17 protein-coding genes are annotated in these 22,749 nt (G+C 73.2%); 1 reads left to right on the forward strand and 16 read right to left on the reverse strand.

The genetic code is table 11. The features are described from left to right. Window positions 1–2: 2 nt before the first annotated feature. From AB0B83_RS22170 to AB0B83_RS22210, 9 genes are all read right to left on the reverse strand, one after another. Window positions 3–1,031, reverse strand: a complete 1,029-nt coding sequence (locus AB0B83_RS22170) for an ABC transporter substrate-binding protein (RefSeq protein WP_357579764.1) — start codon at window positions 1,029–1,031, stop codon at window positions 3–5. Further along, window positions 1,028–2,509 (reverse strand): MFS transporter, encoded by a 1,482-nt coding sequence (locus AB0B83_RS22175; protein ID WP_357579765.1) that lies wholly within the window; start codon window positions 2,507–2,509, stop codon window positions 1,028–1,030. Before AB0B83_RS22175 ends, AB0B83_RS22170 begins: the two co-directional genes overlap by 4 nt. Beyond that, window positions 2,506–6,336 carry an amino acid adenylation domain-containing protein gene (locus AB0B83_RS22180; protein WP_357579766.1) on the reverse strand — a complete coding sequence of 1,277 codons (3,831 nt, stop codon included), beginning with the start codon at window positions 6,334–6,336 and terminating at the stop codon, window positions 2,506–2,508. Before AB0B83_RS22180 ends, AB0B83_RS22175 begins: the two co-directional genes overlap by 4 nt. Further along, the gene (locus tag AB0B83_RS22185) at window positions 6,329–6,634 is read right to left on the reverse strand and encodes a phosphopantetheine-binding protein (RefSeq protein ID WP_357579767.1); all 306 of its coding nucleotides are present in this window, start codon (window positions 6,632–6,634) and stop codon (window positions 6,329–6,331) included. Before AB0B83_RS22185 ends, AB0B83_RS22180 begins: the two co-directional genes overlap by 8 nt. Window positions 6,635–6,658: 24 nt before the next feature. Further along, complete coding sequence (locus tag AB0B83_RS22190) at window positions 6,659–7,531, reverse strand: TauD/TfdA family dioxygenase (protein ID WP_132240686.1); 873 nt, start codon at window positions 7,529–7,531, stop codon at window positions 6,659–6,661. Window positions 7,532–7,636: 105 nt separating this feature from the next. Further along, complete coding sequence (locus AB0B83_RS22195) at window positions 7,637–8,482, reverse strand: alpha/beta fold hydrolase (RefSeq protein WP_357579768.1); 846 nt, start codon at window positions 8,480–8,482, stop codon at window positions 7,637–7,639. 46 nt (window positions 8,483–8,528) lie between these two features. Then, window positions 8,529–11,078 carry a heavy metal translocating P-type ATPase gene (locus tag AB0B83_RS22200; RefSeq protein ID WP_357579769.1) on the reverse strand — a complete coding sequence of 850 codons (2,550 nt, stop codon included), beginning with the start codon at window positions 11,076–11,078 and terminating at the stop codon, window positions 8,529–8,531. Next, entirely contained in the window at window positions 11,065–12,078 is a 1,014-nt protein-coding gene (locus AB0B83_RS22205) for a hypothetical protein (protein WP_357579770.1), read from the reverse strand. The genes AB0B83_RS22200 and AB0B83_RS22205 overlap by 14 nt, the downstream gene beginning before the upstream one ends. 76 nt (window positions 12,079–12,154) lie before the next feature. After that, window positions 12,155–13,177, reverse strand: coding sequence for a ketoacyl-ACP synthase III (locus tag AB0B83_RS22210; RefSeq protein WP_357579771.1), 1,023 nt, complete (start codon window positions 13,175–13,177; stop codon window positions 12,155–12,157). A 615-nt stretch (window positions 13,178–13,792) separates the two neighbouring features. On the opposite strand from AB0B83_RS22210, the gene AB0B83_RS22215 reads away from it, so the two are divergent. Next, complete coding sequence (locus AB0B83_RS22215; protein ID WP_357579772.1) at window positions 13,793–14,983, forward strand: histidine kinase; 1,191 nt, start codon at window positions 13,793–13,795, stop codon at window positions 14,981–14,983. Between the two features lie 82 nt (window positions 14,984–15,065). Here AB0B83_RS22215 and idi read toward each other — a convergent pair whose 3' ends face one another. Genes idi through AB0B83_RS22250 form a run of 7 tightly spaced genes read right to left on the reverse strand, consistent with a single transcriptional unit; the run spans window position 15,066 to window position 22,296 of the window. Further along, window positions 15,066–15,650 (reverse strand): isopentenyl-diphosphate Delta-isomerase, encoded by a 585-nt coding sequence (gene idi, locus AB0B83_RS22220; protein WP_357579773.1) that lies wholly within the window; start codon window positions 15,648–15,650, stop codon window positions 15,066–15,068. A gap of 21 nt (window positions 15,651–15,671) precedes the next feature. Continuing rightward, entirely contained in the window at window positions 15,672–16,637 is a 966-nt protein-coding gene (locus tag AB0B83_RS22225) for a UbiA family prenyltransferase (RefSeq protein WP_357579774.1), read from the reverse strand. A gap of 59 nt (window positions 16,638–16,696) precedes the next feature. Next, window positions 16,697–17,503, reverse strand: coding sequence for a TauD/TfdA family dioxygenase (locus tag AB0B83_RS22230; protein ID WP_357579775.1), 807 nt, complete (start codon window positions 17,501–17,503; stop codon window positions 16,697–16,699). Between the two features lie 14 nt (window positions 17,504–17,517). Then, window positions 17,518–18,486, reverse strand: a complete 969-nt coding sequence (locus AB0B83_RS22235) for an isocyanide synthase family protein (protein WP_357579776.1) — start codon at window positions 18,484–18,486, stop codon at window positions 17,518–17,520. Beyond that, window positions 18,483–21,230, reverse strand: a complete 2,748-nt coding sequence (locus AB0B83_RS22240; protein WP_357579777.1) for an AAA family ATPase — start codon at window positions 21,228–21,230, stop codon at window positions 18,483–18,485. Before AB0B83_RS22240 ends, AB0B83_RS22235 begins: the two co-directional genes overlap by 4 nt. Before the next feature lie 45 nt (window positions 21,231–21,275). Next, window positions 21,276–22,067, reverse strand: a complete 792-nt coding sequence (locus AB0B83_RS22245; RefSeq protein ID WP_357579778.1) for an alpha/beta fold hydrolase — start codon at window positions 22,065–22,067, stop codon at window positions 21,276–21,278. A gap of 55 nt (window positions 22,068–22,122) precedes the next feature. After that, window positions 22,123–22,296: a hypothetical protein gene (locus tag AB0B83_RS22250; protein ID WP_357579779.1), complete on the reverse strand. Its 174-nt coding sequence runs from the start codon at window positions 22,294–22,296 to the stop codon at window positions 22,123–22,125. Window positions 22,297–22,749 lie beyond the last annotated feature (453 nt).

Here is a 22,749-nt window from a genome sequence, read left to right on the forward strand (position 1 = left end):
GCTCAGAACGCCTCGGGGTGCGCGGCCTGCGCGATCTTGGCGACCGCGAGGTGGTTGCTGGGGCCGAGGTAGATCGAGTCGGACAACACGACGTAGCGGTTGTTCTTCGCCGCGTCCCACTGCGGGAACTGGGCGAGCAGCTTCTTCGCGTCCGCGTCCGGATCCTTCGACATGTAGTTCACGACGAGCAGGACGTCCACGTCGGCCTTGGCGACCTGCTCGCGGGAGAGGTTGGCGAACATCTGGTCGGTGGCGCCCTCGAAGGCGTTCACCGCACCGGACTTGGCCATGATGTCGTTCCAGATCCCGTTGCCGCCGACCGAGCTGAACTCACCGCCCATCGCCATGCCGGGGATGATCAGCATGACCTTCTGCTTCGGCAGGCTCGCGGTCTTCGTCCCGACCTCGGCGATGCGCGCCTTCGAGTCGGCGATGATCTTCTCGGCGCGCTCGGACACCCCGAAGATGGCCCCGAGGTCGCGCAGCAGCGCGTAGCTGTCCTCGACGGTCGGCGTGCCGGAGACCGTGCCGACCTCGCCGCACGAGCTCTTCGGGGCGTACGTGTTGGCCCCGACGGCCGCGAGGTCGTCGCGGGTGGCGAAGCCCGCCTCGGCGCGGAAGCCGCCGTCGTACGTGGAGATCACGAAGTCGGGCGTCAGCCCGATCATGGCCTCGCGCGGGATGTCCGACATGTCGTTGAGCTTGATGTTGCCCGTCGGCAGCTTCTTGATCGCGTCGACCCGGCCGTCGACCTCGGAGGCGCCGTAGGACTGCGCGTTGGCGACGATCCGGTCGGCGACGCCGAGCTCCAGCAGCGCGGAGACCTCCGCGACCGACCCGCCGTTCATCACGACCACGCGGCTCGGCGCCTGCTGGTAGGTGTACTTCTTGCCGCAGTTGGTGATCGTCACCGGGTAGCCCGCCTTCGGCGGGTCGTCCGACTGGCCGGCCTCGCTCTTGGCCGTCGAGCAGGCCGTCGTGAGAAGCAGGGCGGCGATGGCCGCCGCGAGGGGGAGTCGCTTGAGTTTCATCCGGTCCTCCGAGCAGTTGACGTGGCGACGGGCGACGGCGCCGCCGCCTCTTCCGGTTCCGCTGCCGCGGCCGCGGGCTTGGGCAGGTGGTGCAGACGGACACTGACCAGGCCGGCGCAGATCGCGGAGGCCGCGAGCAGGAGCGCGGTGACCGCGAAGGCCGTCGCGTGGTCGGCGAAGGGCACGTCGGGGTCGCCGGGCGTCGCGCCGAGCACGGTGCGGTAGCAGACCCCCGCGACCGCGACCCCGAGCGCCAGGCCGAACTGCGTCACGGTGGTCGCCATGCCGGACGCCGCGCCCGCCTCGGCGGGCCTGACCCGGCCGAGGATCCCGGCCACCAGGGGTGAGACGACCAGGCCCTGCCCGAAGCCGGCCAGCGTGACCACCGCGACGAGCATGGGCGCCTGCGCGGACTCGGGCGCCTGGACGACGGCCGCGCTGGCCAGCAGGACGGCGGCGAGCAGGCCGCAGCCCACGGCCGGGGTCGGCGCCGAGACCAGGCGTGCCACCCGGCGGCTCGCCGCGGAGCCCAGCGAGAAGCCGATCCCGAGCGGTACGAACATCAGCGCCGCCGTGAGCGGCGTGAAGCGCAGCCCCGTCTGCAGGTAGTAGGTGAACACGAGGAAGAGCCCCGAGTTCGTGGCGAACAGCGCCAGCACCGTCAGCAGGGACAGCCGCATCCCGGGGGCGGTGACGACCCGCGGCGGGAACAGCGGCTCGCCGCCCTCGCGGTGCAGGCGCCGCTGCTGGCGCACCAGCACGACGGCCAGGACGAGGGCGAGCGGCACGCCGAGCCACAGCCACGGCGAGCCGTCCGTCCCGAAGACCAGGGGCACGAGCAGGGCGGGGGCCGCCACGATGGTGAGCGCCGCGCCCGCGAGGTCGAGGCGGTGCGGCGCCTTCGGCACGGTACGCGGAAGGATCCCGCCCAGCGCCAGGATCGCGATCCCGACGGGCACGTTGATGAGCAGCGCCGGCCGCCAGCCGAGGCCGAAGAGGTCGGCCTCGACGATGAGACCGCCGCCCGCGATGCCGCTGATCACGCCCAGGCCGATGACCACGCCGTAGACGCTGATGGCCCTCGCCAGCCGGTCCGGGTCCTGCATCGTGGCCCGGATGATCGCGAGCACCTGGGGTGCCATGAACGCCGCCGTGGCGCCCTGCAGGAAGCGGGCCACGATGAGCAGGTCGGCGTCCGGCGCGATGCCGCACAGCAACGAGGTCACCGTGAAGCCGGCGACGCCCCAGAGGAACACCGTGCGGTGGCCCATCCGGTCGCCGAGCCGCGCGCCGGTGACCATCAGGGCCCCGAAGGCGATCACGTACGCGGCGCCGACGAACTGGATCTGGTCGAAGCCCGCGTCGAGGTCGCGCTGGATGGACGGGCTGGCCACGTTGACGACGAAGCCGTCCACCTGGGTCATGAACGTCGCGGCGAGAACCGCGCCGAGTCCGAGCCACTCACGCCGTTCGCTCATGTTGCCCTCCGAAGGTCGCCGACAGGTGCGAGTACGGCGCCGACCCGCGCCAGGGGACCGGCGGCGAGCATGCCGTCGTGGGTGCAGTCCAGCCGGTGCACGTCGATGCGCCCGTCGACGTGTGGCTCCCAGCTCCGCGGGCCGGGCCAGTCCGGTGTCTTGCCGTCGGTCGCCTCGATGACCAGCACGTCGCCGCCGAGGCGCCGGGGCGTCCAGCCGGCGGCGAGCCGCGAGTTGCGCGCGAAGGCGTCGTACGCGAGGCGACGCTGCGTCTCGTCGAGGCCGCCGAGCACGGCCTGGCCGAGCACTGCGGCGGCCGCGGCGTGCTCGGCGGGCGGCGGCAGGTCCCGCCAGGCGGCCGGCACCGGATACGAGTCGAGCAGCGCGAGCAGGGCCACCGCCTCGCCGGCCTCCGCGAGCTGCGTGGCCATCTCGTGGGCCACCAGGCCGCCGAACGAGGCGCCGAGCAGGTGGTAGGGCCCGGCGGGCTGGATCTCACGGATGCGGCGCACGTGGTCGGCGGCCAGGTCGGCGACGCTCGCGCACCCGGCGGCGGTGACCGACTGGAGTCCGTACACCGGGCGGTCGGGCAGGCTCGCCAGCAGCGCGGCGTACGACCACGCCAGCCCGGTCGCCGGCGCGACGCAGAACAGCGGCGGCCCGCTCCCCCGCGTCCGCAGCGGGAGCAGCACCTCCGTCGAGCCGCCGCCGGTGTCCGTGGCGAGCGCCGGCGCGAGCTTCGCGACGGTCGGCGCCTCGAACACCGTCCGGATGCTGATCTCCACGCCGAACTCGGCGCGTACCCGGCCCATCAGCCGGGCGACGAGCAGGGAGTGCCCGCCGAGCGAGAAGAAGTCGTCGTCGATGCCGACCTCCGGCAGGCCGAGCAGGTCGGCGAAGAGACCGCACAGCACCGCCTCGCGGTGGTCGCGGGGCGCGCGGCCGCCGACCGTCGCGGCCAGGTCCGGCGCGGGCAGCGCCGCGCGGTCGAGCTTGCCGTTCGTGGTACGCGGGATCGCCTCCAGCGCGACGAACGCGGGCGGCACCATGTAGTCGGGCAGCCGCTCCGCCACGAACTGCCGCAGCGCGGCGGGCTCCGGCGCGGCGTCGCCCACCGGCACGACGTAGCCGACGAGCCGCACCTGACCGGGCGCGTCCTCGCGGGGCACCACCGCCGCCTGGGCGACCGCGGGGTGGGCCAGCAGGACCGCCTCGATCTCCCCCGGCTCGATGCGGAAGCCCCGGATCTTGACCTGGTCGTCCGCGCGGCCGAGGAACTCCAGGGTGCCGTCGCGCCGCCAGCGGGCGAGGTCGCCGGTGCGGTACATCCGGCTGCCCGGGGGCCCGAAGGGATCCGTCACGAACCGCTCCGCGGTCTGCTCCGGACGGTCGTGGTAGCCGCGGGCGACCGGCGCCCCGGCGAAGTACAGCTCGCCCACCGTGCCGGGCGGCACGAGCCCGCGCGCCGGGTCCAGCACGTACGCCCTGGTGTTGGTCAGCGGCCTGCCCACGATCGGCTCGGCGCTCTCGGAGAGCCGGCACCAGAGGGTGTCGACGGTGCACTCGGTGGGGCCGTACAGGTTGTAGACGGTCGTGCCGGCGTCGCGCAGGGCCGTCCAGAGCGCCGGGCCGGTGGCCTCGCCGCCGAGCGCGAGCACGGCGGGCCGGTGCCGGCCGGCGTCGAGGAAGCCGTTCGCCACCAGCTCCTCGGCGTACGTGGGGGTGATGTCCATGAAGTCGATCTGGTGCCGGTCGACGTAGTCGAGCATCGCGGCGGGGTCCCGGCGCCGGTCGTCGTCGACGAAGTGCAGCTCGTGGCCGTCGAGCAGCCACAGCAGGCCCTCCCACGACGTGTCGAACGACAGCGACGCGGACAGCGCGGCCCGGCACACCCGGCCGGCGGCCGCCGGCCGGATCATCGTGTCGCGGTGGTGGTGGAAGAGGTTGACCAGACCACGGTGCTCGACGACGACGCCCTTCGGCACGCCGGTGGAGCCGGACGTGTAGATGAGGCAGGCCGCGTGCTCCGGCGCGAGGCCGGTGTCCGGTACGGGCGCGTCGGGCGCCCCGGCCAGCTCCGCGACGGTCGCGGGGGCGTCCACGAGCAGGACCGGTACCTCCGACTGCCGGTGCCCGGCCCACAGCGCCTCGGTGGCGAGCAGCACGACCGGTGCGCTGTCGGCGAGCATCGCCGCGACCCGCCGGGCGGGCAGGTCCGGGTCGACGGGCACGTACGCGGCGCCGGCCTTGAGCACGGCGAGCAGCGCCACGATCGCCTCGGAGGTGCGGGGCAGCAGGAGCCCCACGTGCCGGTCGGGGCCGGCCCCCCGGGCAACGAGCAGGTGGGCGAGGCGGTCGGCGCGGCGGTCGAGTTCGGCGAAGGTCAGCGTGGCGTCGCCGGCCACCAGCGCCGTACGGTCCGGCGTCGCGGCGGCCTGTGCCGCGAACAGCGCGGGTACGGTCACCGCCGGCAGGGGCCGGGCCGTGTCGTTCCACTCCTCCAGGAGGAGCCGGCGCTCGCCGTCGAGGAGCAGGTCGACGTCGGCGACAGGAGTGTCGGCGGCGTCGGTCACGCGGCGCAGGAAGGCCAGGAACCGGGTCAGGTGACCGGTGAGCTCCTCGTCGTCGTAGCAGTTCGGGTTGGCGTCGAGGACGATCCGCAGTCCGCTGCCGTCCGCCCGGTCGTACACGTGGACCACCAGGTCCTCGACGAGCCCGGCGCTGACGTTGTGCACGACGCCCCGGTGCCCGGCGAAGCGCAGGCCGTAGTCGAACGGCATGATGTTGACCGACGGGCCGAACAGCTTGCGCTCGCTGGCGACCATCCGCAGGTCGCGGCGCAGTTGCTCGTAGCGGTAGCGCAGGTGCGGGCGCCCGGCCCGCAGCTCCGCCGCGACCTGCGCGGTGAGGCCCGCCAGCGTGGCGGTGGGCTCGACGCGGACCCACAGCGGCACGACGTTGGTGACCATGCACGGCACCCGCAGCGACACCGAGCCGAGCCGCGACATGACCGGCAGCGCGAGCGTCAGCTCGTCCGCGCCGGTCATCCGGTGCAGGTACGCCGCGAAGGCCGCGATGACGGTCTCGCTCCACGTCGTTCCGGTGGCCTTCGCGACCGCCTTCAACGCGTCGATGCCGGCGGCGTCGAGGTCCGCGGTGGCGCGCAGCACCGTCCGCGCCAGCTTCCCCGTGCGGCGGGCGAGCACCACCGGCGCCGGCCTGCCCTGCGCCCGGGACGTCCAGTGCTCGCGGGCGGCGGCGTACCTGTCCGAGGCGGCGTAGGCCCGGTCCTCGTCGACCACGGCGGCCAGCGACCCGAACGTCCGGGGCGGGCGTTCACGCCCCTCGACGAGGGCGGTGTAGAGCTCGGCGACCCGGCGGGCGACCAGGGACAGCCCGTACCCGTCCAGGGCGATGTGGTGCACCCGCTGGTACCACAGGAGGTGGTCCGGGCCGAGCCGGACGAACGCCTGCCGGAACAGCGGGTCCTTGCGCAGGTCGACGGGGGTGTCGAGGTCCGCGCGCATCCAGGCCGTCGCGGCGGCGAGCGGGTCCGCCTCGGCGCTGGTGTCGATGGTGTGCAGCGGCCACGACCCGTCGTCGCGGGGGCGTTGCCACGGGCGCCCGTCGGCGTCCTCCTCGAACACCACGTTCAGTGCCTCGGCCTCGCCGACGGCCCCGCGCACGGCCGCCTCCAGCAGCCGCACGTCGACCGGGCCGCGGATCTCCACGTACTCGGCGGTGTTGAAGGCGGGGCTGTCCGGGTCGAACTGCTGACCGGTCCAGATGCCCTCCTGGGCGGCGCCCAGCGGCAGCGGCTCAGCCATCGCCGCCCACCAGCAGCTTCACCCAGTGCTCCACCGTCGGCCGCTCGGCCAGATCGACGAAGCTGACCTCGGCGCCGGCGTCGCGCCACCGCTCGATGAGCGTCATCAGCCGCACCGAGTCCAGGCCGCAGTCGAACAGATCCTCCGCGTCGAAACTCTCGTCCGGGCGACGGTGGAGCATCTCGGCGACGTCCGCCCTGATCGTCGCCGCCGTCAACTGACCTGCCACGTCATGCCTCTCGACCTCGTGCGATGTGGACACCGGTGGGATCCGACGGTCGACGCCGTCGGATCCCACCGCGGATCGAACGTCCGTGCGGGACTAGGCGGCGTCCACGTCGTCGTAGACGGTGACGCGGTAGGACACGGCCGGCTCCGGCGTCGCGGTGTGCAGCGCCCGGTGGACCAGGCTCTGGTTGTCCCAGAGGAGCATGTCGCCCTTCTCGAACGTCTGGAGGTGGATGTTCTCGTGCTCGTAGGTGCGGTCGAGCTGGCCGGTGGCCGTGAGCAGCTCGGCCAGCAGTTCCGGCCGGTCGTTGCCGTCCGCGTCCTGCACCGACAGCGTGAAGCCCTCGCTCAGGTAGAGCAGGGTCTCGTCCGTGTGCGGGTGCGGGAACGCGAGCGGGCTCGTCACCGGCGGGGTCTTCGCGTTGACCTCGTCGATGATCTCCGAGATCGGCCGGTAGACGTCGGTCGGCCGGATCTTGAAGTACCGCAGCACGCTGTGCGTCGCCGTCTTGTCCTTGACGGCCAGCTTCAGCTCCTCGGAGAGCTGCTCGTAGGCGGTCGCCAGGTTGATGAAGTAGGTGCCCCGGTTCTTCGACGGCACGACCTGCGGGTAGATCATGGTGATGTCGAACGGACGCGGCATGAACTGGTAGTCCGAGTGCCAGAACTTGCCGGTCTTCGGCACCCCGATCTGGCGGCCGTCCTCCTCCTTGACGTTGGAGGAGACGAACACCTCCTTCACCTCGGGGTGGTGGTAGACCGGCTCGTAGTACTCCGCGACCCGGCCCAGCCGCTGGCCGAGCGCCAGGAACTGCCGCGGCGACAGGTCCTGGTTCTTCAGCACGACGATCTTGTTCGAGTAGATGGCCTTCTTCAGCTCGACGATGTCCTCCGGCGAGGCGGTTTCCGCGTCGAAACCCTCCACGATCACGCCGAACTTCTTTCCAGCCTGCGGGGTGATTTTCATTCGCACTCCTCTGAGCGGTGGTCCCGGGCTCCGCGTACCTCAGTAGTCGCGTCCGGTCGGTCAACAGTTCCCGCCCCGACAGATGTGCGGGGCCGAATTGCCTGCTCAATTACCGCGCTGTGGGTTCACATTTCCGCGAACTCCTCTGCGAGTCTCGGCCTGCCTCTCCCACAGCACCTGGGCGTGACAGGCGTGGATGACGGCAGCGGCGCTGTGCGGGTCGTCGCGTACGACGAAGTGACCGCTGCCGGGAATGACGTAGTGCTGCGCCCTCGGGAGCACCCGCCGGGCCCGCAGCGCGTCGCGCAGCGGGACCACGCGGTCCTGGTCGGCCCAGACGAGGTTCACCGGCGTCGTGTCGGTGGCGTCGGCGCGGAACGAGTAGAGCCCCGCGTACCGGCTCAGGGCGGACAGGTCGCTGGTGATCATCGAGTTCACGTCGGCGGCGGCCACGTCCGGCCGGAGGGCGGCGGGCCGGGCCGACACGCTGCCCATGACCATCCTGCGGACCACCCCCCGGTTGAGCAGCCGCCCCCGCGTCCTCGGCCCCACCGCGGCGGTCATCCGCAGGATCGCGTGGGTCCGCACCACGCACATCGAGGCGTGGCAGACCGCCCGGAACCCGATGCTGCACAGGGCGGTCACCGCCGCGACGGGCACCCGACGCGCCAGTTCGAGCGCGATCACCCCGCCGAGCGAGTGCCCGACCACGTGCGGCCTGCGCAGCCCCAGCGCGGCGATCCGCTCCGCGACGTACTCGGCGAGCCTCGGCACGACGTCCCGGTCGTACGCGAGCCCCGGCACGCTGCCATGACCGGGCAGATCGATCGCGAGGGTCCGGGCGAAGCCCGGGATGCGTTCGACGACGGCGTCCCAGCTCGCCCGGCCGAGACCGGCCGCGTGCAGCAGCAGGAGCTGAGGATCCTCCGCGAGCCGGCTCGGCTCGGCCATGGTGCGGCTCCGTTTCTTTCCGTACGGGACGTGCGCGCTCGACGCGTCAGGAGGCGGTGACCATCGGGGCGCGCGACGCCTCCGTCGTGTCGGCCCGGTCCGGGAGTTCGTTGCCGGCGAGCGCCTTGAACCGCCGCAGCCGCAGGCTGTTCGACACCACGAACACCGAACTGCCGGCCATGATCAGACCCGCCAGCATCGGATTGAGCAGCCCGCTCGCCGCGAGCGGGATGGCCGCGACGTTGTACGCGAAGGCCCAGAACAGGTTGCCCTTGATCGTGCCGAGGGTGCGGCGCGACAGCCGGATGGCGTCCGCGACCACCCGCAGGTCGCCGCGGACCACCGTCAGGTCGCCGGACTCGATCGCCACGTCGCTGCCGGTGCCCATCGCGATGCCCAGGTCGGCCTGCGCGAGGGCGGCGGCGTCGTTGACGCCGTCGCCGACCATCGCGACGACCTTGCCGTCGGCCTGGAGCCGCTTGACCAGATCGACCTTCCCGGCGGGGAGGACCTCGGCGACCACGTCGTCGATCCCCACCTCCGCCGCGATCGCCGCCGCCACCGCGGCGTTGTCGCCGGTCAGCAGGATCGGGTGCAGCCCGAGCCGCTTGAACTGCGCCACCGCCGCCGCGCTTGTGGACTTCACCCGGTCGGACACGACGAGCATCCCCCGCAGGGCGCCGTCCCAGCCGACCATGACCGACGTACGGCCCGCCGCGTCGGCCGTCGCCCTGGCGGCGACCAGCTCCGGGGGCAGGTCGGTCGCCCACGCGCCCAGCAGCGACGCCCGGCCGACGACGACCTCGTGCCCGTCGACGGTGCCGCGCACGCCGACGCCGGCCTCGCTGGCGAAGTCCGTGACCGGGGGCAGTTCGCCGCACCGGTCCCTGGCTCCCGCGACGACGGCCCGGGCGATGGGGTGCTCCGACGCGCTCTCCAGTGCGCCGGCGAGCCGCAGCAGCTGGACGTCGTCCTCCCCGTCGACGGGCACGACCTCCACGACGGACATCTCGCCGGTGGTCACCGTGCCGGTCTTGTCGAGCACGACGGTGTCGACGGTCCGCGTGGACTCCAACACCTGCGGGCCCTTGATGAGGATGCCGAGCTGGGCGCCCCGGCCGGTGCCGACCAGCAGCGCGGTCGGCGTCGCCAGTCCCAGCGCGCACGGGCAGGCGATGATCAGTACGGCCACGGCAGCGGTGAACGCGGCCGCCGCCGGCTGGCCGGAGCCGAGCCAGTAGCCCAGCGTGGCGAGCGACAGCGCGATCACCCCGGGCACGAACACCGCCGACACCTGGTCCGCGAGCCGCTGGACGGCGGCCTTGCCGGTCTGCGCGTCCTCCACGAGCCTGGCCATCTGCGCGAGCTGCGTCTCGCCGCCCACCTTCGTGGCGCGGACGACGAGCCGCCCGCCGGCGTTCACCGTCGCGCCGACGACCTCGTCACCCGGTCCCACCTCGACGGGCACGGACTCGCCGGTGAGCATGCTCGCGTCGACCGCCGAGGAGCCCTCCTCCACGACGCCGTCGGTCGCCACCTTCTCGCCGGGCCGCACGAGGAACCGGTCGCCGACGGCGAGCGCCGAGATCGGCACGATCGCCTCGGCGCCGTCGCGCAGCACCGTCACGTCCTTGGCGCCCAGCGACAGCAGCGCGCGCAGCGCGGCGCCGGAGCGGCGCTTCGCGCGGGCCTCGAAGTATCGGCCGCAGAGGATGAACAGGGTCACGCCCGCGGCGACCTCCAGGTACATGTTGCCCTCGCCGGGCGTCCGCTCCAGGGTGATCCGGAACGGGTGCCGCATGCCGGGCACGCCGGCGGTGCCGAGGAACAGCGTGTACAGCGACCACACGAACGCGGCGAGCGTGCCCACCGAGACCAGCGTGTCCATCGAGGCGGCGGCGTGCCGGAGGTTGGCGAAGGCGGCCCGGTGGAACGGCCACGCCCCCCACACCACGACCGGCGCGCTCAACGTGAGGCAGGCCCACTGCCAGTACTCGAACTGGAGCTGGGAGAACATCGACATCGCGATGACCGGCACCGCCAGCACGGCGACGACCCAGAGGCGGTGGCGGGCCGCCCGCAGCTCACGGTCGTGCTCGGCCTCCTCCGCGGCCGCCGGATCCGGGACGTCCGCCGCCGGCGCCGCGGGCGGCAGCACCGGCCGGGCCGTGAAGCCGATCTCCTCGACGGCGGCGATCACCGTCTCCCGCGAGACCTGGGGCGCGAGGAGCACCTTCGCCTTCTCGGTGGCGTAGTTGACGGTCGCCTCCACCCCGTCGATGTCGTTGAGGCGCTTCTCGATACGCGCCGCACAGGCCGCGCACGTCATGCCACCGATCAACAGTTCCAGGTGGTTCTCCGCCCTGGCCACGCGCGGCTGCACCGGCCGGGCCGTGAAGCCGATCTCCTCGACGGCGGCGATCACCCGCGCCGGCGTGAGCCCGGGCGGGAGGAGCACCTTCGCCTTCTCGGTGGCGTAGTTGACGGTCGCCTCCACCCCGTCGATGTCGTTGAGGCGCTTCTCGATGCGCGCGGCGCAGGCCGCGCACGTCATGCCACCGATCAGCAGTTCCAGGTGGTTCTCAGCCGTGGCCATGCTCGGTGCCCCCCTCCGTGCCGCCGCCGGTCGTGTCGGCCGGGACAGCGGCTCCGCCGTTGCGCACGGCCTCCTCGTTGCGGGCCTTGGCCGCCGCGAAGGCCTCCTCGCTCAGGCCGTGCGGCGGCGGGTTGGGGCCCTTCACGCGCAGGGTGAACGAGGCCGTGCGCACGACGCCCTGGTGCTGGAAGTCCAGGAACAGCCGGTAGTCGCCGAAGCTCGGCGCGGTGGCGTGGAACAGGACGTCCGGACCGGGCGCGGTCTGCCCGTCGCCCGGCGTGCCGTCGGGGTGGACGTGCAGGTACGCCATGTCGCCGTCGCGCAGCGCGACCAGGTGCCCGAAGGCGCCGAGGTACGGCTCCAGGTCGGTGACCGGCTTGCCGTCCTTCGCGACGCTGAGGGTCAGCTTGCCGCTCTTGCCGGGCGTCAGCTCGCCGCCGAGGGTCACCGTGTAGCCGTCGACCGTCGAGGTGGTCGACGGCGCGGGCAGCGCCTCCGGCCGGTAGTCGCCCGACACCGACACGTCCGCCCCGAGCGTCTCGCCGTGGATGCCCCACAGCGGCATGTAGTCGGCGAAGACGCGGTACTCGCCCGCCGCCGCGAAGGTCAGCGGCACCCGCCACACGCCGTCCGAGCCGAGGTTCGGGTGGACGTGCTGGAAGTTCGACAGGTCGCGCCGCGCCACGATCAGGTGCATCAGCTTCTCGTGCTGCGGCTTGTACTTCACCAGCGGCGTGCCGTCGTGCTGCAGGATCTGGAAGGCGAAGGTCTGCTTCGTGCCCGCCCGGACGTTGTCCGTGATCACCTTCAGGTTCATGCTCTCGTGGTTGATGGTCAGGCCGTACGAGGACTCCTCGGCCACGGCGGCCGGCTTGGCGGCGGGTGCGGCCGCGGGAGCGGCGGTCGGCGGCGGCCCGACCACGCGGCCGACGGTGTAGGCGCTACCCAGCACCAACACCAGGGCGAGCGCGAACGCGCCGAGCTTCGTCAAGGTCTTCATGAATAACCGTCCTGTTTCGACAGGGTTGGCGGGGAAGCGGGCAGGGTTTCAGGGGTGCGGTGGTCGGCCGGTGGGCTCACCGGTCCCCACCGGGGTCCGGGCCGGATGTCCGGCCCCACCGCAGCAGGCACGCCCCGAGCGACATCCCCCCGCCGAACGCCAGCAGGAGGACGAGGTCGCCGTCGCGGAGCAGCCCGGCCCGGTTGGCGTGGTCGAGGGTGAGCGGCACCGAGGCGCTGCCGACGTTCGCGTACTCCTCCACCGTGCGGTGCGTGTGCGCGGCGGTCAGCCCGCACGCGCGTACCAGCTCGTCGAGGAGCAGGCCGTTGGGCTGGTGCGGCACCACGTGCGCGACGTCCGCCGCGCCGACGCCCGCCCTGGCCAGCAGCTTGTCCACGAACGGCGGGACGTCCTGGAGGACGAGCTCGGTGACGCCGCGGCCGTGCATGCGGAAGAAGTGGCCGCCGTCCGCCACCGTCGTCGCGGACGCCGGCAGCCTGCTGCCGCCCGCCGCCACCCCGATCAGGCCGCTGGCGTCGCCCCGGCTGGCCAGCTCGTACTCGACGACACCGCGCCCCGGTGCCGTCGTCCCCACGACGGCCGCGCCGGCGCCGTCGCCGAACAGCACGGCCGTGCGCCGGTCGTCGAAGTCGAGGATGCGCGAGTACACGTCGGCGCCGACCACGAGCGCGTGGGTGCCGGGCCGGTCCGCCACCAGCGACTGCGCCAGCACCAGGGCGTGCACGAATCCCGCGCACACCGCGTTGACGTCGAAGCACGCGGCCCCGTACGCGCCGAGACGGTCCTGCACCAGGCAGGCCGTCGGCGGCTGCGGGTGGTCCGGGGTCGACGTCGACACGATGAGGTAGTCGACGCGGTCGGCGCCGATGCCCGCGTCCCGCAGGGCGCGGGACGCGGCCCGCACGGCCAGGTCCGACGTGGCCTCCTCCGCCGCCGCGAAACGGCGCGAACGAATGGCGGTCTTGCGTACGATCCATTCCGGGCTGGCGCCCGGTACGCGACGCGCGATTTCCTCGTTCGGCAATGCTCGCGTGGGCACCCAGGATCCGGTGCCCAGAATTCCGACGGATGAGGACACAGCAGCCTCCAGAGAGGAGAGGCATTTCGTGTCTGCAAATTAGCCGAGTCGAACCATCGGCCGCAATCACGTCCGCCATCTGTCGACACGACTCGAAGCGCAAATTACCGAGCGATGGCGGTAACAATTTCAGGGCGATGGAACGCACAATTTCCGGGCCGCCCGGGAACCCGCTGACGACACACCGGCGCACGGTTCACCCGTGCAGTTCTCCCGGGTCGTACGTGACACGCGGGGATGGGATCCGGCGCGTCCCCGCCGCCATGCTGACGGCACGACCGAGCGCGTGGCGACGCCCGCGGCTCGGCCGGCGACCCGCGGGGCGGACCGGCGCCCGCCGGCGCCCACGCGACCAGGACCGGACGGAGGCCCTCCGATGACAGCGCAGCTCCTCGAGACCACCCACCGCACGGGCGAGCCCGGCGGGTGGCGGCCCCGGGACGCGACGGCAGGGACGGATCCGCGTCGGCACGAACCGACCGTAACCGATACCATGCATTCCGTGGTGACCGTGATTCGGCAGGCGACGACACCGAGCGCGCCGCTGCCCGGGTCGGCGCGTCCGGGCGTGCCGGGGCCCGGCACGCGCCACGTCCGCCGGGAGCCGTGGCGTTGATGGTCACCGGGAGCCGGCCCACCGGCCTGACGGGGCCCCCCGCCGCGCCGGCTGACGCCCTGTCCACCCCGGGCATGCGGCGGGCGAGGCTGTGCATCCTGGCGGGCGCCGCGAGTGGCGTGGCCGCCTGCGTACTGCTCGCCGCCCTGGAGCTGCGTCGCGAGCCCGACCCGCGCGGGATCGTGCTCGGCGCGGTGGGGTCGCTGCTCCTGGTCCTGGCGCTGGCCGCGGCGCTGCACCGGTCGGTCATGCCGTGGCGGGCGACGACGACCGGCCGGTGGCTGGTCGCCGGCTGCGCCACGGCCGCCGTGCTGTCCGTCCCGCTCGTCGGGCCGGTCGGCGGCACCCCGGGGCGGGCCTGGGCGTTCGTGGGGGCCGCGCTCGTCGGGGCCGCGCCGCTGCTGCTGCCGGTCCGGTGCGCGGTGACCCTGATGGCCGGGACGGTGCTGGTGGCCGCGGCGACGGCCTGGTGGCTCGGCGGTCCCGTGCGCGACGCGGTGACCGTCACGGTGGTGCTCGGGCTGACGGTGGCGACGTGGAACGTGCTGCACCTGTGGTTCTGGACGTTCCGGGCGCAGGCCCGGGAGGGGCACGACGCGCTGGCCCGCCTGGCGGCGGCCGAGGAGCGACTGCGGTGCGCCCGGGACGTCTACGCCCTGCTCGCGAACGAGCTGTCGGCGCTCGTCCTCAAGGCGGAGCTGGCGTCGCGGCTGGCAATGGTCGACGGGGAGCGGACCAGGCAGGAGGCCGCCGAGATGCGGGCGCTCGCGGCTGCCGCGTCGGCCCGGATGCGCGAGGCCGTGCACGGCTACCGCAGCGTCGGCCTGCGCGAGCAGGCGCAGACGGTGGCACGGGTGCTGCGCAACGCCGGCGTGCGGTGCTCCGTGACGCAGCCGGAGCGCGACCTGCCGCCCGCGCTCACCGGGCCGCTGGTGTCCGTGCTGCGCGAGGCCGGCGCCCACGTGCTGCGGCACGGCGAGGCGCGGTGGTGCACGATCGAGATTGCCGGCGAGGCGTCCGGGGCGCGGCTGACGGTGGTCAACGACGGGGCCGGCGACGGGGCGCCGGACCTCGACGGCAGCGGGCTGCCGGGGCTGGCCGACCGGCTGCGCGACGCGGGCGGCACGCTGCGCACCTGGCGAGGGGACGGCACGTTCACCGTGCAGGCCAGCGTCCGGGCCGGGTCGTGACCGGGCCCCGACGGCAGCACCCGCCGCAACGGACGGCGGACCGCGCCCACCCCGCCGGTGGGCACGGTCCGCCGCACGCCGCTCAGCCGGTGGCCGTCAGCGTCCCGCCGGGCAGGAGGCACTCGTCGGCCGTGGGCCACCGGGTCGGATCGTCGCCGAGGGTGACGAGCTCGGCGACCTGGAGGCGACACCACGGCGACACGGAGATGTCGCCGGTGCCCACCGCGTACACGAAGTCCGCCCAGGCGACCCACTCGAAGTCGCCGATGGCGGCCGGGTCGGGGGTCGGGCGGTCGTCGGTCACCACCCGGAACACCGGGGAGACGGCGTTCTCGGCCACGCCGTTGTCCATCGTGGCGCGGTACCGGAAGGCGGGCAGGACCAGCTCCGGCGCGGGCGCGGCCAGGCCGAGCTCGGCGCGTACGGTGCGGGTCACCGCCGCGGGGACCGGTTCCCCCGGCACGGGGTGCCCGTAGCACGAGTTCGTCCAGATCCCCGGCCAGGTGCGCGTCCGGTCGCTGCGCATGGTGAGCAGCAGCTTCGCGTCGCTGGTGAAGACGTAACAGGAGAACGCCAGGTGCAACGGCGTACGCAGGTGGTGCACCGTCGCGCCCTCGGTGACGCCCACCGGCCGTCCCTCCTCGTCGAGCAGCACGACCTGCGCCATGGTGTCCCTCCCCACCGGGACTCAGCTCGCCTGTGCGAAGGCGGCGGCGATCACGGTTCCCCAGCCGGTGCTCGCCACCTGCAACGGCACCAGCTTCGCCCGGGGCCGCAGGAACGCCAGCGCGTCCGTGAGGGGCTTGCCGCGCACGCCGCGCCAGGTGCCCGACACGTGCACCAGCGCGAACGCGATGGCGGCGATCATCGGCACGGCACCCCAGGTGAAGCCGCCGATGGCGAGCACCGACACGCACACCGTGGAGCCGCCGACCGCGATCAGCCCGCTCGCGACGGCCATCGCGCGGGTCAGCCCCAGCGCGCGTACGCACGTGCGGATGTTGAACGCCGCGTCCTCCGGCCAGTCCTCGGCCGTGTTGACCATGACGATGCCGACCTGGTTCAGCCCGAAGCCGATGATCACGGCCAGCAGCGGCCACGACAGCTCACCGGGCACGGACCGGACGACGACGAGCATCGGCAGCCAGATCAGCACGGCGGCGAGGCCGGGGATCTGCCCCACGCCGGAGCTCTTCAGGTGGACCGGCGGGATGGAGTACTGGGCGCCGATCCAGAGGGTGAACGCGACCAGGGGCAGGATGTCCCAGTGCCCGGTGCGGAAGGTGAAGTAGGTCGCGAGGGCCAGCACACCCGCGCCGGTGGCGGCGATCTGCCACCGCACGTTGCGCAGTCCCAGCCCGTACACCGCCTGGGACAGCCACGTCTTGTACACGGCGTCGACGTCGCGGTCGGCGTACGCGTTGGTCATGTCGATGAAGTGCATGATGGACAGCGCCATCACGATCACCAGCGCGAAGTGGACCGAGGCCAGGGTGCTCAGGTCGTCGACCGACAGCAGCGACGGGATCGCGTAGATGGCCAGCATCACGGGCAGGAACTCGACCCGGCGGATGCGGATGGAGTGGTAGATCGGGCGCCGCGCGGTGGCCGGCGCCGGTGTGGACGCGCCCGCGCGCGCCTCTTCGACGGTCATGGTGTCTTCCTTCGGGGTTGAGGACCTTCGGTGGCACCCGCGAGCGCCCCTGACGGGGGTCAGAGGATCTGGATCCGCTGGAGGTGCCGGGAGGAGTTGCCGCGGAAGGCGTTGCGACCGTGCAGCAGCGCCTGGTTGTCGACGACCACGATGTCGCCGTCGACCCACTCGTGGTGGTAGCAGACGTCCGGGTGGTGCAGCCGGTCGCGCAGGTCGGCCATGAACGGCTCGGCCTCCTCCGCCGACCTGCCGCCGATGGTCACCCACACCGGGTTGCGGTAGCGCTCCGGGTCGAGCGGCTCGCCGTACCGCATGATCGTCTCGCCGGTCTCCGAGTGCGTGGTGAGCAGCGGCGACACGGTCTCGCCGCCGTAGTAGCCGAGCTTCTCCGTGCGGTAGCTGACCTCCGTCGCCGCCCACTCGCGCACCAGCTCCGGCGAGGCGCGCCGGATCACGTCGGTGCTGTCGGAGAACACCGTCTCGCCGCCGCCGCCGGGCACCGGCGCCTCGAGGCACTGGAAGAGGAAGAACCGCGGCGCGGCCCGCGCGAACGCGCCGTCCCAGTGGAACGGCACGTCCGTACGGCTGAACAGGTAGTTCTTCGGGTCCTCCTGGACCACCAGGTCCAGGACGGCGCCGAAGTCCCAGGTCAGCACCTCGCCCCAGCTCTCGCAGTAGGCGACGAGGTCCTCGGTGTCGAGCAGGGGGAAGCCGCGCAGCACGACCACCTTGGACTCGATCGTCCAGCGCTCCAGCGTCGCGGGCGCGATGTCCCGCAGGTCGGCGCCGTCGTGCTCCGCCGTCACCAGCGTGCCGAACGGCGCCAGCGGCGTCCGCTGCACCCGCAGCTCGTCTGCCGTGGTCATGAGGCGATCTCCTCCTACCGGAAGTGGGGGTTGACGTAGTGGCTCGGCCGGCCGTTGCGCCAGACCAGCGAGGCCCGGTCCCGCTCGGCCTGGCTGCGCTTGACCAGCGTGAGGTTGACGCCGTCGTCGAGGACGACGCCGTGCCACGGCGTCAGCCAGCTGTCCCTGGTCCGGATCAGGTGCAGCCCGATCTTCTCGGCGTGCCGGGGCTGCGGGTGGATCGACAGCCGCAGCGAGTCGGGGAACTTCGTGCCGACCAGGTCTCCCCAGGCGCGGCTGCGCCGGATCATCTGGTACGCGAACTCCTTGCAGTGCTCGCGCAGCTTGGTCCGGCTCAGCTCGGGGTGCAGCGGGCCCTGGTCCTCGAGCATGAACCGGTGCATGCCGTTGAACAGCGACCGGGCGCCCAGGTCGGTCAGCACCTCGGCGCGGATGTCCGCGAGCGGCGTGGCGTACCCGGCGAGGAGCCGCCCGCGCATCTCGTCGTAGGACATCGCCCCGAACGCGTCGTCGAGCGAGTACATCGAGACCGAGGACGCGCCGGTCTGGTCGATGATGCGTTGCAGTTCCGTGCGGTACGCGGTCACGTCCTCGTCGGGGATGCCGAGCAGGTCGGAGAAGACGTGGCCGTCGGAGCAGATGAGGATCCGCGCGCCCGCCGGGTGGTAGTGGCTGACCTGCTCGCAGAAGGACTGGAGGAACTCCACGGAGATCCGCTCACCGAGGTCGGGCAGCGACCCGACCACCTTCTCCGGGTTGCGGGACTTCGCGGGGAACGCCGGCAGCACGAAGTGCAGCGGCTCGCCGCTGCGTACGTACCGGCCCACCCGTTCCTCGTGGGTCGCGAAGCAGTCGTCGCACGGCTGTGCCCCGCACGGGTCGTCGGCGTGCTCGAGACGGCGGAAGCGGAAGACCAGTTCGAGTATCTGCCGGGCGAGCGTGCGCTCCCGGCTACCGACCTGTTCGTCCTCGGCAACGGTCATGTCGTGTCCGATCGCATCGTGGTTTCCTTGTCGCTCGAGGGCGGGCCGACCGGGGCGACGCGCCGGCGACGCGCGCCGCGCGCGCCCTTCGGCGGGTCGATGTGCACCAGCTCCGTACGCGTGCTGATCTTCAACTTCCGGTAGGCCCGCGTCAGGTGCTGCTCGACGGTGCTGACGGTGATGAACAGCCGGTCGCCGATCTCGCGGTTGGTGTGCCCGCGGGCGGCCAGGTTCACGACTCGGCGCTCGGCGTCGGTAAGCGTGGCGAGCCCGTCCTTCGCGCCGGCCACCCCGGCTTCGAGGGTGTCGTCGGACGGCTTGAGCTTGCGCCGCAGCAGCTCGGCGTGGCAGCCCTCGGCGAGCTGGAGGGCGTGCGCGCCCATCATCTTGGCGCGCCCGAACTCGCCGAGGGCGTGCCCGGTCTGGCTCAGGTCCGCGAAGACGTGCGCGAGTTCGTGCCGGTCCCCGCTGGCGTGCAGCAGGTCCATCGCCTCGCGCAGCATCACCTGCCGTTGCTTGGGCGCGTACGCCGCCGCCAACGCCCGCAGCCCCATGCCCTTGGCGCGCGGGGCGTCGCCACCCGGCAGCGCCAGGTGTTCGGTGACCAGCTTCCGGGCCTGGTCGGGCCGGCCCATCCGGACGTACAGCCGGGCGAGGTCGACCCGCCACGGCAGCGCGGACGGATCGTCGGCGTCCCAGCCGACGGCGAGCTGGCCGGCGGTCTGGAAGTCGGCGAGCGCGGCGTGCCGCCGGTCCACGGCGTCGTAGTAGACGCCCCGGGCCCGCAGGTACTGCGGCCAGAACAGGCTCTGGCGCATCGCGGCCGGCGTCGGCTCCCGCAGGGCCGCCTCGGCCTCGGCGAGCTGCCCGGTCATCGTGCAGGCCAGGACCAGGTGCGCGAGCGGCGAGCCGACGGCGACGCCCCACGCGGCGGGCGGCATCGTGGCCAGCGCGTCGCGCGCGTGCCGCTCGGCGGCGGCGAGGTCGCCGCGGCACAGCGCGACGGCGGCCCGTACGTCGGTCAGGACGGCCCGCCAGCTCGTGATCCCGTGCGACTCGGCCTCCTCCGCCAGCTTCTCGCACCAGTCGGCGGCACGGTCGAGCTGGTCGGCGCCGATCAGCACCCGCAGCGCGTGCCACACCGACACCAGGAGGGAGTCACCGGGGCGGGCGCGTTGCAGCACCTCCTCGGCGCGGTCGACCGCCGCGCCCGGCCCGGGGTCGCCCGGACCGTCGCCGCCGTGCGGGCGGCAGTGCCGCAGCCACTCGCGGGTGGCAAGGTGGTCGGCGCCGAGGTCGGGGTCCGGGTGCGTGGTGAGGTCGCCGACCCCGTCGAGCGCCTCCACCGCCTCGTCGTGCCTGCCCTGCCAGGCGAGCGACCGGGCGAGCAGCAGCGTGTCGGCCTCGTCGAGGAGGCCGGCGCGAGCCGCCGCCGCCAGCGACGACAGGTGCCGCGGAACCGCCTCGGGGTCGCTGCGCCAGTGCACCCGGACGAGGGCCGCCTCCACGGCGGCCCGCTCGCGGTCGTCCTCGGTGGATCGCAGCGCCAGTTCCAGGCAGTCCACGGCGTGCCGTGCGGCGCCGCCGGCGACGGCCTCCCCGGCCGCCGCGACCAGCACCGGCACGGCCCAGGATCCGGCCGGCCCGTCGACGCCCACGAGGTGCGCGGCCACCTCGGCGGCGGACGCGCCGTCCTCGTGGAGCAGGAGCGCGGCCCGCGACCGCAGTGCCGACTGCGTCTGCGGCGGGCAGTCGTCGAGCACCGCCGCGCGTACCGCCGGGTGGTGGTAGGAGTGCCCCTCGGTGAGGCCCGCCTCGGCGAGCGCGCCGAGCACCTGCCGGGTCGTCGCCGCGCAGAGGCCCGCCAGCCCGGTGACGAGCCCGGCGGACGCGAACGGGCCGACGACCGCGAGGGCGCGGGCGACGTCGAGCAGCCGGGGGTCGCTGCGGTGCAGGCAGGCGAGCGCGGCCTGGACGAACGACGCGCCCACCGTCGGCGCGACGTCCCCGTCGGCGCCGGTGAGGGCGTCGTCGAGCAGCGCGTGTACGAGCATCGGGTTGCCGCCGCTGACGGCGTGCGCCGACGCGGCGAGCCGCCGGGCGGCCTCCGGCCGGATCCGCTCGGCGAGCAGTCGCCCGACGCCGTCGGGCGACAGCGGGAGCAGCCGCAGGTGACGGCAGTGCGGCTGCCGCGTGAGCTCCGCGCGGAACGCCGCCGCCTCGGGCCGCGCGCCCACGCATCCGCTCAGCACGAGCAGCACCCGCGCGAAACGGATGCGCCGTTGCAGGTAGAGCAGCGCCTGCAACGACAGGGAGTCCGCGAACTGGACGTCGTCGACGACCACCACCAGGGGCCGGTCGGCGGCCACGTCGAGGAGGACCTGGCAGACGTCCTCCAGCAGTTGCGCGTCACCGTGCCGCAGGGTGGGGTCGTCCGGGTTTCCCGCCGGCCCCGTGTCGCGCCGCAGCAGCGGCAGGTGGCCGGTCGAGGTGGTCTGGGCCCGGAGGCTGTGGAACAGCTGTCCCACCACCCCCAGGGGGATCATGCTCTCCGCGACCGAACAGGCCGCGGTCAGCACCAGCGCGCCCTCGCCGACGGCCACCTCGGTCACGGCGTTCACCAGTCGGGTCTTCCCGCTGGCGACGCCGCCGTCAACCAGCGCGACCCGGCCCTGGCCCGCGGCAGCCGTCGCGTACGTCTCGACGAGGTCGGACAGCAGGTGTTCTCTCTCGATCAGTGCCATGTGGGTCACCTCCGGACACTCCTGAGGCTCGGGTCGACCGGCGACTCACCCCGGTTGTTCGGCGTGGGCGACCGTGGCGGCGCCGCGCGAGGCCGGGCTGAGCGACCGGGTGTGCGCCCTGATGCTGCGCAGCACCGCGGACATGTTGTCGTTGAGATAGAAGTGACCGCCCGGGTGGACGACGAACTCGAACCCCGCGTCGGTGTGTTCCCGCCACGCCTTCGCCTCGTCGACCGACACCCGCGGGTCGCTGTCGCCGATGTGCGCGACGATCGGGCAGTCCAGGCGTGGCCCGGGCCGGTACTCGTAGGTCTCGGCCGCGGTGTAGTCCGAGCGGATGGCCGGCAGGACCATCCGCAGCACGTCCTCGGCCTCCAGCAGCGCGCTGTCGGTGCCCGCCAGGGCGCGTACCTCGGCGATCAGGCCGGCGTCGTCCCGCAGGTGGGTCCGCTCCTCCTTGCGGAGGTGCGGAGCCCGCCTGCCGGAGACGAACAGCGCGGTCGGGCCGGCGCCCGCCCGCCGCAGCCTCAGCGCGACCTCGTAGCCGATGGTCGCGCCGAGGCTGTGGCCGAAGACGGTGAGTGGCCGGTCGACAAGCGGCAGCAGCACCGTCACCAGTCGGTCCGCGATCTCGTGGACCGAGGTGAGGCCCGGCTCCCGCAACCGGTCCTGCCGACCGGGGTACTGGACGGCGAGCACGTCGACCTCGGGGGCGAGCGTCCTGGCCACGCGGGCGAAGTAGCTCGCCGAGCCGCCGGCGTGCGGCAGGCACAGCAACCTGGTCGCCGCCTCGTCCGCCGGGTGGAACCGTCGCACCCACAGGTCGGTGTCCGTCATCTCGTTCCCCCCGCGATTCAGCTCGTGGTCGCCGGTGGCGGTCGCCCCGGTTCCGTCAGCGGACCGCGTCCACCCGGGCCTCGCTCCAGCTGATGGTGGTCGGCCGGACCGCCGCCAGGTCGCTGGTGGTCCAGCTGTCCACGACGTCGATGCGCACGTCACCGTCCGCCGGAGCGTCGGCACCATCGAAGAAGAAGGCATTGAGAATCTCGGTCGCATTGACAGACATGGGAGTCCCCTCTCGCACAGCTTGGCCCGGTGGTGCGGAACGCCATCTAAACCTGCTGGACGGGCACCTGTTTCAACAAGGTCTGCGTTCACCGTCTGCGCGAAGGTTCGTCACAGCGCATTCGTGAATCGCTCATACCCGTCGCACGTGGCAGGCCGGGTGACTTTTGTCAATACCCGGCCCGGCCGTCCAGGGCGCCGCGCGCGCGGTGTCCAGGGTGGACCGCCGGTCCGGGAAGCCCTTGCGTGCCAAGGGTCACGGGCGGCGGGCCGGCCGGCGGAGCGGGCCGGAGGAATTGCTCCCCACCGGCCGTGGGAGCAACCTTCGGCAGCTCACCGGCACCTTTACCCGTACGAACGTGCGCCGTTCATCGGACCCGGATGACGGACTCATGCCCCACCACCACCCGACAATGCCTGACCAGCAACTCCACACTGCCAACCCAATGACACC

Origin of the sequence: Micromonospora sp. NPDC049060 (assembly GCF_040649055.1) — a bacterium.
Lineage (GTDB): Bacteria > Actinomycetota > Actinomycetes > Mycobacteriales > Micromonosporaceae > Micromonospora > Micromonospora reichwaldensis.